At 71.6% G+C, this 17,415-nt stretch carries 10 protein-coding genes and 2 pseudogenes; 6 read left to right on the top strand and 6 right to left on the bottom strand.

Annotated features, from left to right (window positions below; all coding sequences use genetic code 11):
- The 6 genes and pseudogenes from D7Y21_RS32875 to D7Y21_RS32850 form a co-directional block, all read left to right on the top strand.
- A pseudogene (locus tag D7Y21_RS32875) lies at positions 1-623 on the top strand (hypothetical protein); the annotation flags it as partial.
- 42 nt (positions 624-665) lie between these two features.
- Complete coding sequence (locus D7Y21_RS32870) at positions 666-1,736, top strand: hypothetical protein (protein ID WP_120561281.1); 1,071 nt, start codon at positions 666-668, stop codon at positions 1,734-1,736.
- 36 nt (positions 1,737-1,772) lie between these two features.
- A complete protein-coding gene (locus D7Y21_RS32865; RefSeq protein ID WP_120561280.1) occupies positions 1,773-3,077 on the top strand; it encodes a hypothetical protein in 1,305 nt (434 codons plus the stop codon).
- A gap of 21 nt (positions 3,078-3,098) precedes the next feature.
- On the top strand, positions 3,099-5,090 hold the full coding sequence (locus D7Y21_RS32860) for a hypothetical protein (protein WP_120561279.1): 1,992 nt from the start codon (positions 3,099-3,101) through the stop codon (positions 5,088-5,090).
- A gap of 59 nt (positions 5,091-5,149) precedes the next feature.
- Positions 5,150-6,247, top strand: a complete 1,098-nt coding sequence (locus D7Y21_RS32855) for a hypothetical protein (RefSeq protein ID WP_121717775.1) — start codon at positions 5,150-5,152, stop codon at positions 6,245-6,247.
- A 16-nt stretch (positions 6,248-6,263) separates the two neighbouring features.
- Positions 6,264-7,244: a DUF4438 domain-containing protein gene (locus tag D7Y21_RS32850; protein WP_120561277.1), complete on the top strand. Its 981-nt coding sequence runs from the start codon at positions 6,264-6,266 to the stop codon at positions 7,242-7,244.
- Here D7Y21_RS32850 and D7Y21_RS32845 read toward each other — a convergent pair.
- The 6 genes and pseudogenes from D7Y21_RS32845 to D7Y21_RS32820 all read right to left on the bottom strand — a co-directional run.
- Entirely contained in the window at positions 7,227-7,574 is a 348-nt protein-coding gene (locus tag D7Y21_RS32845) for a response regulator transcription factor (RefSeq protein ID WP_233591339.1), read from the bottom strand. The genes D7Y21_RS32850 and D7Y21_RS32845 overlap by 18 nt on opposite strands.
- Positions 7,575-7,621: 47 nt before the next feature.
- Positions 7,622-8,575 (bottom strand): hypothetical protein, encoded by a 954-nt coding sequence (locus D7Y21_RS32840; RefSeq protein ID WP_233612372.1) that lies wholly within the window; start codon positions 8,573-8,575, stop codon positions 7,622-7,624.
- A gap of 1,396 nt (positions 8,576-9,971) precedes the next feature.
- A complete protein-coding gene (locus D7Y21_RS32835) occupies positions 9,972-11,654 on the bottom strand; it encodes a hypothetical protein (RefSeq protein ID WP_233612371.1) in 1,683 nt (560 codons plus the stop codon).
- Positions 11,655-12,340: 686 nt separating this feature from the next.
- Positions 12,341-15,082, bottom strand: coding sequence for a VWA domain-containing protein (locus tag D7Y21_RS32830; protein WP_121717773.1), 2,742 nt, complete (start codon positions 15,080-15,082; stop codon positions 12,341-12,343).
- Positions 15,079-16,812, bottom strand: coding sequence for a BatA and WFA domain-containing protein (locus D7Y21_RS32825; protein WP_121717776.1), 1,734 nt, complete (start codon positions 16,810-16,812; stop codon positions 15,079-15,081). The genes D7Y21_RS32830 and D7Y21_RS32825 overlap by 4 nt, the downstream gene beginning before the upstream one ends.
- A 70-nt stretch (positions 16,813-16,882) precedes the next feature.
- Positions 16,883-17,415: pseudogene (locus D7Y21_RS32820) on the bottom strand (DUF58 domain-containing protein); the annotation flags it as partial.

Genomic DNA, 17,415 nt, shown 5'->3' with positions numbered 1-17,415 from the left:
CGGCGGGCGTCGGCGCCGCGCAGGGATTGCTGCGGGGACAGGGATTGCGCGGTGCGCTCGCGGGGGCGGTGGGTGGCCTGATTCCAGGCGTGGGCGGGCGCATCGCGTCCTCTGTCCTGCGCGGCGACGGCGCGGATGACGACGCGTCGCTGGATGCGCTCGCGGACATGGCGGATGCGCGGCAGGTGCCTCCCGCCGTGGCCCTGCCCTTGGGCGCGGGGCTCGCGGCGCGGGTGGTGACGCGGCAGGCGGTGCCCATGAGCACCACGCTCGGTGGCGCCGCGCAGGGCGTCCTGCGAGCGCGCACGCGCGGCGTGGAGCAGCTCCTGATGCGACTCTGCCAGCAGGCGCCGGGCACCGCGGGCCGGCGGCTGCGGCTGATGCGCCTCATCGCCCGGCTGGCGGCGGGGAACCTGCGCCTGCGCGGCACGGGCGGCGCCATCACCGCCCTGCCGAGCGTGGTGCAGGGCGCGGGGCGCCGGGTGCTCACGCGCGCGATCCAGGTGCCCTCGATGGGCGTCGTCCCGCCGCGCCTGGCCGCGCGGCGGGTGCATGCCCGGCGGCATGTGCTGCGCCGCATCCCCATCTCCGCGGTCAGCGCCGCGAGCGTCCGCCGCGCCTAGGTCGATCCACACACGAAGTCTTCAGGACAAGGAGGAGTACCCATGCAACCGCAGCCTTTCGAAGAGGAGTTTTCGAGCCAGGGCGACGAGATGTCCGACCTGTTGGCAGAGGGCGAGGAGGGCTTCGAGGACGAAGGCATGGAGGATCCCTTCGAGGGCGAAGGCTTCGAGGCCGAGGGCATGGAGGAGGGCTTCGAGGAGAACCCCACCACCATGGAGGACCCCTTCGAGGGCGAAGGCTTCGAGGACAACCCCACCCCCATGGACGAGGGCTTCGAGGCCGAGGGCTTCGAGGAGAACCCCACCCCCATGGACGAGGGCTTCGAGGCCGAAGGCTTCGAGATGGACAACCCCACCGCCCTGGAGGACACCTTCGCGGACGCGATGGACGCCCAGGACGAGGACGAGTTCCTCCGCCGCCTGGCGGCCGGCGCGCGAAGGCTGGCCACCGTGGCCGGGCCCACCTTCCAGCGCATCCGCCGCAGGGCCATGCCCATCGCCATGCGGCTCATCCGCCAGGCCGCGCCCCGGCTGGGCGGCATCGCGGGCCAGGAGCTTGGCCGCACCCTGGGAGGGCTGCTCCGCGCGGATGCGATGGACGCCTTCGCGGACGCCGCCGGGGACTACGCCAGCGACGAGGACATGGACGCCTTCAACCGCGTGCTGGGCGGGCTGGCGGCGCGGCACGTGGTCCGCTCCACCATGTCTCCCGCGCGCCGCCGGCAGTCGCCCCAGCAGGCCCGGGCGCTGGGACGCGCGGTGGGCCAGATGACGACGCAGCTCGCCTCGCGCATCAGCCAGCGCTACGGCCCGCGGGCCCTGCCGGCGGTGACGCGCGTGGTGCGCCAGGTGACGCGGCTGGTGCGCCAGCAGGGCGCGAGCCCCCAGGCGGTGCCGCGGATGCTCCGCCGCATCGGCGGGCGCGTCATCTCCAGCCCGCGCGTGGTGCGCCGCCTGGCCCGGACGAGCGCCGCCGTGCGGCAGCTCCGGGCGCGCGCGGGCCTGCGCCGGACGGGGCCTCGCGGCCGGCTGAACCCCATGATGGGAGGCCCCGGCCTTCGCCGGCTGCGGACCGTCACGCTGCGGGGGCCGGTGCGCGTCATCGTGCGGTGAACCCGGGGGCGTGGGCGGCAAGGGGGAGGCGGGCACATGGCGGACACGCTTCAGCGGTTCCTGCGGGCCAAGGTCCAGAGCATCACGTTCCGGGCGGGGCGGCTGTCGCGCCTCACGCCGCAGGACGTGGGCATCCGGGCCCGGGACGTCCCCTACGCCCCCTCCGCCGCGCACTTCGCCGCGGCCAACGCGCGCCTGGGCGAAATCGACCGCGACGTGCGCCGCGCCCTGTCGCGGCTGAACGGACGGCTGCGCGACGCTCCTCCCAGCCCCGACGAGGTGCTGGAGCGCAACGCGCTGCTGGAGCGCGAAATCGACCGCGCCCGCCGCGCCTACGGCCTCTTCTTCGACGTCTTCAGCCAGCGGGGCACGCGGTTCGCGCCAGCGCTGGCGGCCTGCGACGCCATCGCGGTGGACTGCTTCCAGGCCGTGAGGCAGGCCGCGCCGGGACTGATGCACAGCCCGATGCTCAAGCCGCTCACCTACCTGGAGCACGGCTTCTCCCCGGCCACCTTCCGGCGCGGCGTGTTGCTGAGCCGGCTGCTCGGGGAGCGCAACCCCTTCCCGCTCATCCGCGTGCCCTACGAGCGCGTGGAGGCCCCGTGGGGCATGGGCGTCATCCTCCACGAAATCGGCCACAACCTGCAGGCGGACCTGAGCATCTGGCAGGAGACGCAGGTGGCACTCCAGCGGCGGGTGCTGCACGCCACCGGCAACCCGTGGCTCACGCGCCTGTGGGGCCGCTGGCACAAGGAGATCTTCGCGGACCTCATCGCGTGCCTGCTCGGGGGGCCCGCGTCGGTGCACTCGATGAAGGACTTCCTCGCGTACCCGTCGTCACGGGTGCTGACGTTCCATCCGCTCAGCGCGCACCCCACGCCCTTCTTACGGGTGTTCATCCAGGCGGAGATGCTCCGGCGCATGGGCTTCCAGCGCCGGGCCTGCGACGTGCGCGACAACTGGGACCGGCTGTACCGCGCGCGGCTGCCCTTCGCGCGCATCCCACGGCTGCTCCTGTCCACGGCGGCGCGGCTCATCCCCCATGTCGTGGATGAGATTGCGTTCCAGCCCCGCCGGGGCCTGGCGCAGCGCGCACTGGTGGACGTGGTGCCGTTCTGGCCGTCGGATCAGGAGCGCATCGACCGGGCCGCGGAATCATTGGCGCGCGGGCACATCCCGCCGGGGCTGCCGCCGCGCCACGTGGTGAGCGCCAGCCGCGAGGCGCTCGAACGGAGGCTGGCCTCGCCCGAGCGCATCTCTCGGACGGTGCTCAATCATCTGGTGAAGCTCGGCACGCGGAACGCGCGGATGCCGGGCGTGGGCGTCACCCTGGCCGCATGACAGGACCTCAAGGGAGGGACGATGTACGAGAACGTGAAGGGGAGAAGCCCCGCCGCATCCATCGAGCTGGCCTCGAGCGCGAAGTCGAAGTTCGACGAGTTCCTGCGCCGTCAGCTCGGCGTGTCGGACGCGCGTGACCCCAAGGCGGTGGTGTACGCGCTGCGCAAGCTCTACCCGACCACGGCCGCGCGCCTGGACGACGAGAGCAGTGGCCAGCCCATCCGCGTCTCGGCCACGCCCGAGCCGGCCATGGCCCTGATGAACGGCACCCTGGACTCGCCGGGCCAGCGGAGGTTCCGCCAGGAGCGCAAGGCGCTGGTGGACGACCTGGACATCGCGGTGAACCTGGCCTCCAACCGCGACTTCAAGGCGCCGGTGTGCGGCTGGCGCGACTCCATCCTCGCGGAGCTGGGCGAGGGCGAGGCCGCGGCGAACATGGCGGTGGACCCCGTGTCGCGCGACCGGGCCTTCTATTCCATCCGCAAGCTGGGGGACTGCGCGCGCGTGGCGCGCCTGGTGGGCATGGTCAACCCCACGGTGGTCCAGGAGTTCGGCCGGCTCGCGGCGACCATCGACGACAACGCCACGCTCTTGCGCATCCTGGCGGGCGAGGCGCTCTTCCGAGCCGGCTTCGACAAGGGCGGCACGGTGTTCCAGGTGGCGCTCCAAGACCTGCGCCAGCGCCGCGAGGCGCTCATCAACTCGCTGGAGCAGCTCACCGCCACCTCCATCCAGGAGGGCTACGACGACTGGGGTGACGGACAGGCGTCCTACGGCAAGCTGCTGGATCAGCTGCGCGCCCGGGGGCAATCGGACCTGCGCGCCATCGTCCGGCCGGATGCCATGTCGCGGCTGTTGGACGTGCTCCTGAACCACACGCCCCGGCAGCAGTCGGAGGACCTGCGCGGCATCGCGTCCGCGGTGCCCGTGGAGCTCATCCAACTGCGGCGCCTGCGGGACGTGGCTGGCAGCCTGCTGGACACGTCCATCACCGGCTTCTCCAACTCCGGCGGCACCAGCCGGGGCGTCGCGTTGAACGCGAAGGTCCAGGGAGCCTCCGCGCCCCTGGCCGCCTTCACGGAAGCGCTCACGCTCTTCATCGACGCGTTCGACCGGCCCAACGCCGGGGCGCGGCTGCTCAACCTGGTGCTCCCCGTCCCGCTGACCTTCCGGGACCTGACGGGCAAGGAGCAGGAGCTGAACGACAAGTTCCGGGAGCGCAACGACACCCAGGAGCTCATCGAGGACCTGCTGATGGACCCCAGCACGTCGGTGGAGTTCTGGAAGGAGCTGGCCCGGTTGGATCGCAAGCTCTACCACATCGACCGGATCATCGACCTGTTCCTGCTGGACTACGACGAGGCCACGGTGCCGGGCGGCAACCGCGTGGACCTCCACGAGGAGATGATTGAGCAGCTGGACGACAACGTGGACGTCTTCAACGTGAGCCCGGCGTTCCTCCGGGAGCAATGCGGGCTGGAGGAGGACTCGCTGGAGCTGGCGAAGACGCTGACCCAGGAGGCGCCCGGCCAGGCGGAAGAAATCGAGGACGACCGGAACCACAAGTACGGCTTCCCGGAGGGCGCGCACTGCAACACCGGCGAGCCGTTCACGGTGCCTCCGCCGATCCGCGTCTCGCTGGACCGCATCGAGAAGGACCTGGAGCCGCGCATCAACCCCGGGGCCGTGGAGCACCCGATGGAAGCGGAGCCGGGCGAGCGGGAGGTGCCCGCCTCCGCCACGGCGGGCAACAGGGCCAGCCTGGACGACGTGGCCTCGCTCATCGAGAAGAGCCGGTCGCGCATCATGACGGACGTGAAGCAGCAGCTGGAGGCCCAGGGGCCGGAGCTGGCCCGTCAGCTGGAGCAGGCGTTCTCGGATCAGCTCAAGGCCGTGGAGCGCATCATCGCAGGCAAGGAGCGGCACGGTTCGGACGGCCGGCCCGCGCCGGGCAACGGGCACGCCAAGTCGGGCCACTCGCGCCGCCACGTCCGCCACGCGCGCAAGCCATGAGCGCGCTCGCACGGGCCTGAAACCCTTTCCTTCAACGTCATTGACCCAGGTGGCATGCCATGAGCATCGGTACGGCAGAAGCCCTTCAGCGGCTGTTCTCGCAGTGGAAGCGGGAAGTCCTCTCCAACGTCACGTCGGATGAGCAACGCACGGAGTTGCAGAAGCAGCTCTCGCTCCGGGAGGAGGAGCTGCTCGCCAGCGCCTCCGACGGCTCGACGGCGTCGCTCTTCTCGGACCTGATGGGGTTGGGCAAGGACGGAGCGCCCTCCTTCGACTCCATCAGCCGGCCGCTGCTCATCCAGGACTTCGATGAGTCCGTCATCGAGACGCAGCTCCACGCGACCGCGGAGCTCTATTACATCTACCAGCACGAACGGATGAAGGTGTTCCAGGTGGCGGGCGTGCTCCTGCGCCTCTTCCACGACGGGCGCATGCGCATCCAGCGGGGCCCCGGCGCGCGGGCGCTGTACCTGATGGAGAAGCACCAGCCGCTGCGTTACAAGCCGCGCGACCGGCAGCTCGCGTACCGGCGCGCGTTCAACTACGGCAGCCTGGCGGCGCCGGCGGGCGCGGTGATGTTCCGCAACTTCCACCGCGAGTTCGTCGCCTTCGTGTCCGCCATCGCGCAGTACTTCCGCGACCTGCTCATTGGTGAAGTCATCCGCGGCTCGCAGCAGCTGAACGAGCGGCCCTTCGCGAGCCAGGCCACCATCCAGCGGCTGGGCACGGACATCCGCTGGCAGATTGACCGCGCCACCTACGGCAACATCCTGGCGCTCACGGTGGAGGTGGGCGAGTACCTCAAGACCATCCTCGACGCGATGGAGACGCCGGACATCAAGAAGGCCTTCGACGCGAACACCAAGTGGGACGTGATTGAAGTGGTGTCGCAGCGCTACCTGGGCGGCGCGGGGGAGATTTCGCAGCGCTCGAAGATGGCGGACGCGGGGCGCCTGCTGCTCAACTTCATCGCGGACAACCCGTTCAAGACGCGCGACTTCAGGGACTTCCAGACGGAGGTGATGCCGCTGGGTCCGGTGGCGGAAGAGTGGATCGCCGCGTACCGGATGACGCCGGACGGCCGCTCGTTCCGCGGCGTGTCCCCCACCCTGCGCCAGACGCTGGGCATCACCAGCCCCGCGCCGGCGATGCGCTGAAGGCGGGAGGCACGGCATGGACATCCCGCTGCAACCCCTGATGGAGGCGGGCACGGGGGCCGCCTCGGCGCCGCGCACCAACGTGTCGCGGATGGTGGCCTCGGCGGTGGCGGGCCAGGTGTCCCACCCCGTCGTGCGCGCATCGCCGTACCGCATGGGCCGGGACGGAGTGCCCCGGCTGCTGCCGGGCAGCGGCGGCATCGCGCTCAACCGGCGCGTGGGGGACCGCGCGGTGGGACTGGCGGCGGACCACATGGAGGCAGGGGTGTCGCTGCACAACACGGGGCGCGACGACATTGGCCCGCGTGGCGGCTCCAACCGGGCGTTGATGTTTTATGCGTGCGTGGGCAACCGCGCGCGCGTGACGAGCGGTCCCGCGAGGGGCGCGGTGGGCACCGTGGTGGGAAAGCACGGCGGCATCAACCACGTCATCGTGGACTTCCCGCCCGCGGTGAAGCGCCGGCTGTGCATCGGGGACCGCGTGCAGCTGGATGCGTACGGGCAGGGGCTGGAGCTGCCGGACTTCCCCCAGGTGCGCGCGCTCAACCTGTCGCCCCGGCTGCTGCGGCGCTGGGGCGTGCGGACGGAGCGCGGGCGGCTGGTGGTTCCCGTGACGCACACGGTGCCCGCGGAGCTGATGGGTTCGGGGTTCGGGCGTTCGGAGGGCGTGCTGGGGGACCTGGACATCCAGCTGTCGGATGCGCGGCTGGTGCGCAAGCACCGGCTGAACGCGCTCCGGCTGGGGGACCTGGTGGCGGTGTGTCCGTTGGACTACCGCTTCGGGCCCTCGCGGCGGCCGGGGGTCGTCACGGTGGGCGTGGTGGTGCATTCGGACAGCAAGGTCGCGGGGCATGGGCCCGGGGTGACGCCGCTGCTCATCTGTCCGGGGGAGTGCGTGCGGCTGGTGTGCCGGCCCCAGGCCAACGTGGCGCTCGTGCTGGGGCTGCGCCAGAGCGTGGCGCCGCCGGCGCGCGGTTCGTCATGGGGTCGGGGGTAGCGACACCGCGCCCAGGCAGCGAGACACCATGGCCGCGCGGGTGTCCACGCCCAGCTTGACGAAGATGCGCCGCAGGTGGGCCGCCACGGTCCACGTGCTGATGTTCAGCATCGTGGCGATCTGCTTGTTGCCCCAGCCCGCGCAGACGCACGAGACGACCTGCAGCTCGCGCGAGGTGAGCAGCCGCACGTCGGACGCGGGCGCCGTCGCGGGGCTCGCGGAGGGCTCCGCGGGCACCAGGTGGTAGCGCTGACCGTTGAGGATGAGCTCGCCGGCCAGGGCGCGGTTCTGCTCCTGGGGAGCGGCCGGGGCGCGGGGGTCGGGGACCACGAGCAGGACATGGCTCCCGGGAGGAAGAGGCGTCCGCATGGCGTGCGCTAGGAGGGGTCCGCCAGCTCGGGAGAGGTGAGGATGCGCCAGACCTCGGAGGCTTCGCGCGAGCGTCCGGTGGCGCGCAGGTCCTCCGCGAGGCGTTCACCCGCGTGCTCCCCCGCGACGGGAGGCTCCGGCCGTTCGCGTGCGAGCGTCACGAGCCGCGTGACGCCGCGGCGGCTGAAGCGAAGCTCGGAGTGGAAGAGCAGGGCCAGCGCGCGGGCCGAGGCGAAGAGGCCACCGGGTGCGTCCACGGCGGTTTCCGACTGGGCGCAGGAGTCGAGCATGGGGCGGAGCACGTGCGTGACGAGCGTTTCGAGCTGCGCCCGTTGAGCGCCGTGCTCCCGGCCGGCCCGGGCGAGCGCCGCGAGCAGCCGGGGGTCTTCGGCGAACAGGGCCAGTGCCGAGGCTTCGAACCCCAGCCGACCCAGGCGCGCGTCGAACGCCTCGGGTTCGTGCTGCTTCCAGTGGGCGAGCGCGGTGATGAGCGTGGGCCCTGACAATGGCCAGGCGCCCCACCGGGGCTCGGCACCGGACGGGGGCTCGGAGGTGACGGAGTCGAACGGGCGCCCGAACCAGGCGAGGACGAAGTCCAGACCGCGAGCCTGGGGTTCCGTGAGGCCCAGCCCCATGAGTTCCTCGCGCGAAGGCGCGCAAGGGCCGCGCACCGCGACGGTGCCGCGATGGATGGGTCTGCCACCCTCGTGGCCCAGGACGATTCGCGCGCCATCCGGGAAGGTGACCACGGGCCCCTGGAGCCGGAGCTCCTCACGGGCCGCGCGGAAGGGCGAGTCCTGCGCCTCCGCTTCGCGGGACCGCGTCTCGGTGAAGAAGTCGGATCCGGAGCGGAGGTGGACGTTCTCCTCCCGGGATGCGCGACCAGGTGCCGGCTCGGGATCCCTGAAGGGGTCTGCTCCGGAGCGCGAGTGATGGTTCGCCTCACGAACCGGGCGAGCCAAGGCCGCCTCTGACACCGCGAACGGATCCGCGCCAGCGCCAGGGTGGCGGTTGGCCTCACGAACCGAACGAGCTGAGGCCGCCTCTGGCGCCGCGAACGGATCCGCGCCAGAGCGAGCGTGGCGGCTTGCCTCATGGTTCGAGCGAGCAGCAGCCGGATCTGGCTCTCTGAATGGATCCGCGCCAGAGCGAGCGTGGCGGCTTGCCTCATGGTTCGAGCGAGCAGCAGCCGGATCTGGCTCTCTGAATGGATCCACGCCCGTGCTCAGATGGCGTCTCGTCTCGCGCTCCGAACGCGCGGCAGCCGGCTCTGACGCAATGAACGGATCCGCGCCGGACCTCAAGTGGCGATTCGCATCACGGGCCGAGCGTTCAGATGTCGCCGGCATTCGCGGCGCCTGTTCGCTGAACGGATCCGCCTCACGGTGATGCTCCTCGCGCGCCGCGCGAACGGAATCGACGCGGAGTTCCTGCTCTCCGAACGAGGTCGCTTCGCGGCGGCGCTCCTCACGGGCCGCGCGGGAAGAGGCGGAGGCTCCGCCCTGCGGCATCCGGGCTCGGGGCGAGGGCTCGGCGAGCGAACTGCGGCCGGAGCGTGGAGGGCGCACTCCCTCATCAGGAGCGAAAACTCCGCCCTGCGGCATCCGGGGTCGGGGCGCCGATTCGGCGAGTGTGCTGGGACCGGACCGTGGAGGGCGCGTGCCTTCACGTGCGGCGCAAGGGGCGTCGGGTGCAGCAGTAGTACGGGGCCTCGATTCGGAGAATGGCGCACTGTCAGGACGCGCAGGGCGCCCCTCCCCTCTGGCCGGGCGAGAGGAGGAATGACGGCTGGCCCTCGGTTCAGCGAAACGCTCAGAGTTCTGACGAGGAGGACGCAGCGACGCACTCGCTGTCTCCGATGATTCGCCTTCCCTCGTGTAGGCAAGAGGCCTGGAGCCACGACGCGACGGACGCATCTCGTCCCGGGCCGCACGGGAGGAAGCAGAGGGCTCCCCGTGCTTCGTCCGGCCACCCGGGCCGGGGGCATCGAGCGGCTCGTCGCCAGAGCGAGCAGCGGCTCCGAGAGTGCGCTCACGTGGCTCCGGCGCATCCTCCCGCGAGAAGGGTGCAGCCCGTTCGAGGTCGGAAACCCAGCGCTCCAGGAGCGACATCACGCCCTGGGAGGCAACGGGCGCACGGTTCCGCTTCCGCCCCGAATCATCACCAGCCACGGCAACCTCCCCTGAGAACCATCCTGCCCACGCACAGTAGGAATCACCCTTGCGCAGGGAAGTTCGACCCCGAGCCGGGCTTCACGGTTGAGTTCAGGATGGAGGCGCCACGGCGGACCGCCAGGACGACAGTGCCGTCATCCCGGAAGGCTGTCCCCACGCCAGCTCGCCTGCTCTCGACGCGTGCTCAAAACAGTCGCGAGTACGTGGACGGTGCCCCCGGCCGTGGCGTCCAGCGCTTCGCGTCGCGGGGCAGCCACAGGAGCTGGAAGGCCTCGGCACGCCCTTCATAGCGAAGGGTGTGCTCGCCCCGGGACAGCGTGAACTCAGGCGCGGTGATGCGCTCGCCATCGATGAACAGCGAGCCGGTGTCGAGAGTGCTCGCGGGCTGGACGAAGTAGCGGTCAGCGCGAACCGCGAGGAAGTGATCCTCCAGAGCGCCTGAGTTCGAGGGCACGCGGTAGCGCTGTCCCCACAGGTACAGGTCACCATCGTAGGGCTGGTAGTGCGCGTCGAGGAAGCGGCGCAGCGCCAGAGGAAGACCGGAGGTCCGCAGGTCATCCACCCGCAGCACACAGCCCTGCTCCACGAGCACACGGGGCATCTCGTCGGACAGCAGGCCCGCGAGTGAGCCGCGCAGATACGCGTCCGTGTAGAAGTAGAAGTGAGCGTGCGGCCGGCTCACATAGCCCCCCGAGTTGTCGTAGACGACATCCTCCGGTCCCGTGAGCGCCGCGATGCGAGCGAGAACCTCACGCTGCCGCGCATTGCCGCCGCCGGCCAGCAAGACCTCCACCTGGGCCTCCTGGACAACAAACAGGCCGCCCAGCCCGGCAAGCCCCAAGGTCCGCACAGCGGGAGTGCGCAATCCAGAGAGCACCACGATGATGCCGCGCGCGGCAAAGGGCGCGAGCACGCCCAGAAAGGGCAACAGGCTGTACGGGAACGGCGCGCGCTGGAGCGCATAGGCGCCGAAGGTCGCGGGCACGGCCACGAACAGGAGCAGGTCGGGAGTGCGCGGGTGCTTCAACAGGCGAAGGAACGTGGCGACGAGTCCAACGGCGGCGAGGAGGAAGAACGCGGGTTGTGCCCCCAGGGCCGGCACCAGGTATTCGCGCCATGAGAAGCCCGGGTAGTGGCGCTGGTGTTCGGAAGCCCAGACGAAACACCACCGCCACCATGCGTCCCACGAGCCCGTCACCGTGAGGTAGGCAGCCACCGCGCTCGTCGCAACGACGATGCCCGCGAAGAAGGCGCGAGGCGCTGCGATGAGCGTGGGAGAACCGTTCCTGCGCGGCAGGAGGTCGGCCAGGAGCACCGCACCCACGAGCCCGCCGAAGAAGAGCGCTTTCTGGGAGCCCCACGCGGAGGCAACGAGCAACGCACCCGCCAGGAGCGACGAACGGACGGAGCCGGGCTGCACGGCCAGCGCGGCGAGTGCGCCCAGGAAGAGCGCGGCGGTGAGGGCATCCGGACGCACCTCGGTGGCGAAGTGCAGGAAGCCCGGAGAGCAGAGCAGCAGCACCGGGGCCAGGAGCGCGGCGATGCGTCCTTCCCGCCGGTTGAGGAGGAAGACAGAGACACACGCCCCCGCGAGCGGCACGAGCATCGCGGCACGAAGCGCGAGCACGTTGCGCGGATCATCCCCGAGCAGCCAGAACAGCGGCGCCAGCAACTGGTACACGAGTGGGAAATGCACCTCGAAGAAGTCGCGGTAAGGCACCTGCCCGTGGGCCATGAGCCACGCGGCATGGGCGTACTGGAATTCGTCGATGCTGAATGCCTTGTGCAGTGCGAGGCGCGAGGCCTGGAGCGCGAGCACGCCCAGGACGACACCCAGCCCCCACCGCAAGGCCCGGGGCTCCTTCATCGGCGCCGTCATACCGCGAAAGCAAGCCCGGCTTCAGGGCGTTCAGGGCGCAGGACGGGGCACGGACTGCCAGCCCCCTGACGACATCCATGAGGTCCCCCCGCCCAGTGAGATTCAAAACCTGTCCGACAGTCGGACAGGTTCCGGCTGCCCAGGTGAACCGGCAGTCCTCCAGCCGGTGGCCTCCAAACTGGTCCGGCTGTCGGACAGGTTTTCCACCTGCCCAGGTGGACCGGCAGTCCCCAAGCCGAGATCCTCCAACTGATCCGGCTGTCGGACAGGTTTCCGCAGCCCAAGTGGACCGGGAGTCCCCGAGCCGAGTCCTTCCAATCCGGTCCGGCTGTCGGACAGGTTTTCGCCCTGCCCAGATGGACCAGCGGTCCCCGAGCCGAGTCCTTCCAAGCCGGTCCGACTGTCGGACAGGTTTTCCCCCTGCCCAGATGGACCAGCGGGCCCCGAGCCGGGGGCCTCCAAACCTGTCCGACTGTCGGATCGGTTTCCGCGGCCCAGGTGGACCGGGAGGCCCCGAGCCGAGTCCGTCCAAGCCTGTCCGACAGTCGGACAGGTTCGTGGGGTGCGCCGCTGCCGGGCAGCCCCAGCGGGGTTCTCCCTTCTCCTCCTGTGGACAGCGTGGCGCTCGAGGAACCTGGCGCCGCGCGCGTGCTCGCGCGCCCGAGCACGTCAGCTCAGCGCCCCGTGCGACGCCGTGCCCGCGCTCTCGCGGCCTCCAGTGCGGAGTCCACCCCAGCGGGCGGTTTCGGAGGCTCCGGCTTCTGCTCGGCGGGTTCCTCCTGAACAGGCTTGGGCGTCGTCGCGGAGGGCTTCACGTCCGTGCGTGGTGCTGACACGGGCTCACGTGCGCTGGCTTCCTTCACGGGCTTTTCCCGCGCCGCACGCACTCGCGGCGCGGAGAGGAACCTGCGCATCGCGACCTCCGCCAACATCGCCGCCAGCGCGAACGCGACCAGCCAGGGCGCCAACGCCACGCGGCCCTCCGACTCCGGCGCCTCCGCGAACAGGCCCGTCATCGACAGTCGCTCCTGGCCTCCGCCCACCGCCGCCAGCGCTCGCAGGAGCTTGAGGCCCTCCTTCGCGCTGCCCGGCTCGAACTCCGGCGCGTACGGCAGCGCCACGGGTGGCGCCCTCAACACGCGCCCACCCCACTTCACCACCGGGTGCCAGGTGCCGCTGCCCGTCAGCGGGTACTCGACCACCAGCCGGTCCTCGTCCTCCCAGTGCAGCGGCTTCTCCACGCCGGAGCGCCCGTCGCCCGCCAGCAACACCGCCGTGGGCAGCGCGCCCGGCATCGGCTCACCCGGCGGCAGGTCCAACGTCACACGCAGCACGTTGCCCTGGCGCTCCGAGCGCACCACCGCCTCCTCCTTCGGCGTCGGACGCCCCATCGACCAGCGCACCACCGCCTCCAACGTCGCCCGCAGCGCGCTCCACTCGCGCAACTCGCCCGTGTACCTGCCGTCCACCTCCGCCGTGAGCGCCACCGTGCGCCCCGCGCCATGCGGCCACAGCGCCAGCACCGGCGCGGCGTTCGTGTCCAACGTGCGCAGCGCCACGTTCGCCCGGGGCTTCAGGTAGGTGAGGTTGTAGCCGCCCACCTGCGGCAGGCCCGTCGTCGGCAGCGCCCCCAACAACGGCAGGTCCGGCGCGGCCTCCAACGACGCGGGCTCGTCCACGAACGTGGCCCTCGCCACCGCGAGCGTCTCCTGGCTGAAGATGCGCGGCAGGCTCATGGCGTCCTCCGCGAAGTAGATGCGCCCGGCGCCGCGCCGGGCCACCTCGCGCAGCAGGTCTGCGTCCGGATCCGTGGGCTTGCCCAGGCCGATGACCGACACCGTCACGTTGGCCGCTCGCAGCGCCGCCAGCGTCTCCTGGTAGTCGCCCGGCTCCTCGGAGTCCGCCGCGTCGGAGAACAACACCACGTGCCGCGTGGGCTTCTCGCTGCGGAGGATCTCCTTGCTGCCCGCGCGCAGGGCCGTGCCCACGTAGATGCCCCCGCCTCCACTGAAGCCTCGTGCCACCTGGTCGAACGGCAGCCCCTTGCTCACCGGACTCAAGGGAAAGATTTCATGCGGCTCCGTGTCCACCATGTGCACGGAAGCTTCGTCATTCGCGTTGAGCAACGTGAGCGCCGCCGTGACGCCCTCCGCGGCCAGCTCCATCTTCGTGCGCCCGTCCGGCACCTGCATGCCCATGGAGCAGCTCGAATCCATGAGCACGCTCATCGCCACCGACGCGCGCCGCTGCTCCTCGCGCATCTCCAATGACACGGGCAAGAGCGGCTCCAAGGGCGAGCGCCGATAGCCGCCCTCACCGAAGCTCGACCGCCCTCCCGTCATCACCAGCCCGCCACCTGCCTGGTCCACGTAGTTCGCCAGCGCGTTCAAACCCGTCTCGCCCAGAGCATTGGCGTCCACGTTCTCCAGCACCACCACGCCCACCCCGTCGAGCGCCTCCAGCGACAGGTGGAACGGCGCCTTCACCTCCAGCGCCATGCCCGTCGCCGCCAGCGCCTTCGCCAACGTGCCCAACGGCTGCGCGGTGAGCAGCAACACGCGCGGCGGCCCCTCCACGCGCAGCACGCCCACGCCCACGTCGTTCTCCGGGACGCCGTCTCCGGGCACCTCCACCGTGAGCCGGTAGTGCACGAGCCCCGGCTCCTCCAACAGGTCGCGCAGGGGCAGCAGGTTGGGCCCGGACTTGAAGTCGTACGGCCCCTTCACCAGCACCTTCCCGTCGCGCTCCAGACGCACGGTGCCGGTGACGGCCGAGGTCGCCTGCACCACGGCGGAGAACTGGAAGGGCTCGCGCACGGAGACCGTGGCGGGCACGTCCAGCGACACCACTGCCACGTCCAGCGCGGGCTCCGGCCGGGACACCTGCCGGTAGTCCACCGCGATGCCCCGCGCCGCCAGCCGCCGCGTCGCGCCTCGGGCATCCGCGCCGGTGGACCGGCCGTCGGAGACCACCAGCACCCGACCCGTGCGCTCGGGGGGAATGAGCGCGCCCGCCGCGTCCAGCGCGGCCGACAGGTCCGAAGCCTCCGCGTCCACCGGCCGAGTGAATCCGCCGAACCGGCCTGACTCCGACAGCGGGGACTCCACCCGCGCCTCGCGGCCGAAGGTGATGACACCCACGCGGTCGCCCGGCCGGCGCTGGGACTCCACCAGAGAAATGAGCTCCTGCGCCACGCGGTCCACGTCCAGCGGCATGGAGCGCGAACGGTCCACCACCACGGCCACGTCGCTGCCCGCGTTCGCCAGCCGCAGCTCCGGCCCGGACAGCGCGCCCACGCCGAGCACCAGCAGCACCCACCGCAGCACCATGGGCGGGCCGGGCCTCCGGCCGTAGCGCCACAGGAAGAGGCCCAGCGGCAACAGCAGCAGCCACGCCTGGGGAAGGGTGAAGGTCATGCCTTCCTCGTGACGTAGAAGTCCGCCAGCAGCGCGGCCAGCAGCACCAGCAGGGGCCAGCGGGCGCGCTCATGGCCGCTGTTCCCTTCCGAGTCCTCGCCCGCTTCCTTCGAGGCCACGTCCGCGCTGCCCCGGCCACGCAGATCCGACTCCCGAGCATCCAGCGCCAGCACCTCCAGCGAGTCCACTTCGCGGCCCTCGCGCTCCAGCACGTAGCGGCCGGGACTCGTGGGCGCGGGCAGGCTCAACGAGCCCGCGCCGAACACGGGCTTGCGGCCCGAAGGCCCCTTCAGCGCGTAACGAGCACCGGCCTCCGTCACCACGGAGAGCGCTTCGCCCAGGTTGAGCTGACGCCGGGGGAAACCCTCGCGAAGCCGCCGCGCTTCGCGCACCACATTGCCCAGCAACACGGGCCAGGCGGGGGTCCGCTGGAGGTTGGAGCGAGCCAGGTCCACGTTGAGGTGCAGCCGCCCGCCCTCCTCTTCCGACACGAGCACGGCTTCGCCCGCGGTCATCAACGGACGGCCCGGAGGGTTCGCGCCCGCCGTCCACCGCACGCCTGAGAGCTGAACGTCGTCCATCAGCGTGCTGCCCTTCTCCGTGAAGAACGGCCCCACGAAGGTTCGCAGCGGTCCTTCCGCGCCCAGCGTCACGCGGGCCTCCGCGCGCGAGGGGCCAACAGACAGCACCGGCGCGCCGGGAACAGGAGGGCCGTGCGCCACCTCGGGAGACACCGCCAGGAAGCGCTCCAGCGCCTGCTTCGACGCGGGCGACAGGCCCTCCGTCAGCCCCACGGCCACCGGCATCACGGGGGACGGGGGCAGGCGCACGCGTCCGTCCTCGGGCAGCGCGTCGTCCGGCAGTGACACCTCCACGTCGCCGGCCTCGCGGAACGTGAGGCGCACGGTCGCGGCGCCCTCTTCCGGCAAGGCGATGCGCTCCGTGCGTTCGGTGCCTTCACGCGCGCCCGGCCCGGGAGCCGCGCGCACGCGTGCTTCAATCTCCGAAGGTCCCGGCCCGAAGCGAGCGACCCGCAGCGTCACCGTGGCCCGGCCACCTTCGTCGCGCCGCTGCGCGGAGACCACCGCAACGTTGCCCTGGGAGCGGCCCAGCGCCGTCCAGCGCACGGAGGGCGGCACGGTCGTGTCCTCGGAGGGCGGCGCGTCGGTGAAGAAGTGCACGCGCTTGCCGGGGCCCGCCAGCTCCTGCGCCCACAGGAGTGATGCCGTGACGTCATGGTCCGGACCGCGCGCCTCGAAGGACTCCAGCGCGCCCAGGGCTCGCGACGCATCGGCCTCCGGCCCGGCGAGGACCTGGGGCGTCACGCCACTCGCGAGCACGGTGACGTGCGTCGCGCGTTCCGACTCCACGCGCTTCGCGGCTTCCGTTCGCACGTGCTCCAGCACCGTCTTGCCATCCGGAGTCCGCGCGGACATGGACAGGCTTCCATCCACGACGAGCACCAGGTGACGGCGGCGAGCGTTTTCACCCAGCCGCACGTCCGCGAGGTACAGCGCGGCGGCCAGCACGGCGAGCGCCTCGAGAAACAGTGACGCCTCGCGCGTGAAGCGCTCCCACCGGGGCCCGCCCTCCGCGCGAGGACGCGGCGTGCGCCACAGGAACAGCGCGCTCACCACCACCGGCTTCTGCCGGCGGCGCAGGAAGTACGCCGCGACCAGCGGCACCAGCGCGCCCAGAGCCAGCAGCCCCCAGGGAAGTCCGAAGCTCACGCCACGCTCCACACGCGAGTGCGCACGTCAGAGCGAAACGCCCCGCGCTCCACGCTGTTCATCCCCAGGCTCACGCCCCGCCTCCCGCCACGAACAACGCGCGCAGCGGTCCCGCCACCTGCGCCCGCAACCCTTCCGCCGCGTTCACGGTGAGCAGCGTTCCCCGCGCCCGCACCGCCGCGCTTCGCAGCGCACGCTGGTGCTCCGCGAAGCGGCGGGCGTAGGCGGCCAGCACACCGTCCGTCAGCAACTCCTCCAGCGCCACGCCGCTCTCCGCGTCCACCAGCCGCGCGCCCTCGCCGCCCGAGGGCTCCAGGTCCTCCGCGTCCAGCACCTGCACCAGGAACAGCGCCGACGCTCCTCGCGACAGCCGGGCGCACAGCGCCTCCAGGTCCGTCTCGAAGAGGAAGTCGCTCACCACCACCCGCAGGCCACACGGCCGCAACGGCGGCAGCCGCCCCAACGCCGACGCCAGATCATCCCGCGCCTCGAACTCCGCCCCTCGCAGCGCCGCGCGGCACGCCGGCCCCTGCACCCGCTCCGACCGCGCCCCGCTCCACAGCAGCGTCGGCGTCAGCCCCTGCCGCACGCCCACCTCCACCG

This window comes from Corallococcus sp. AB045 (assembly GCF_003668895.1).
In the GTDB taxonomy this organism is placed as follows: domain Bacteria; phylum Myxococcota; class Myxococcia; order Myxococcales; family Myxococcaceae; genus Corallococcus; species Corallococcus coralloides.
Note: the sequence above shows the minus strand (reverse complement) of the source record. Positions and strands in the feature narration are given on the sequence as shown.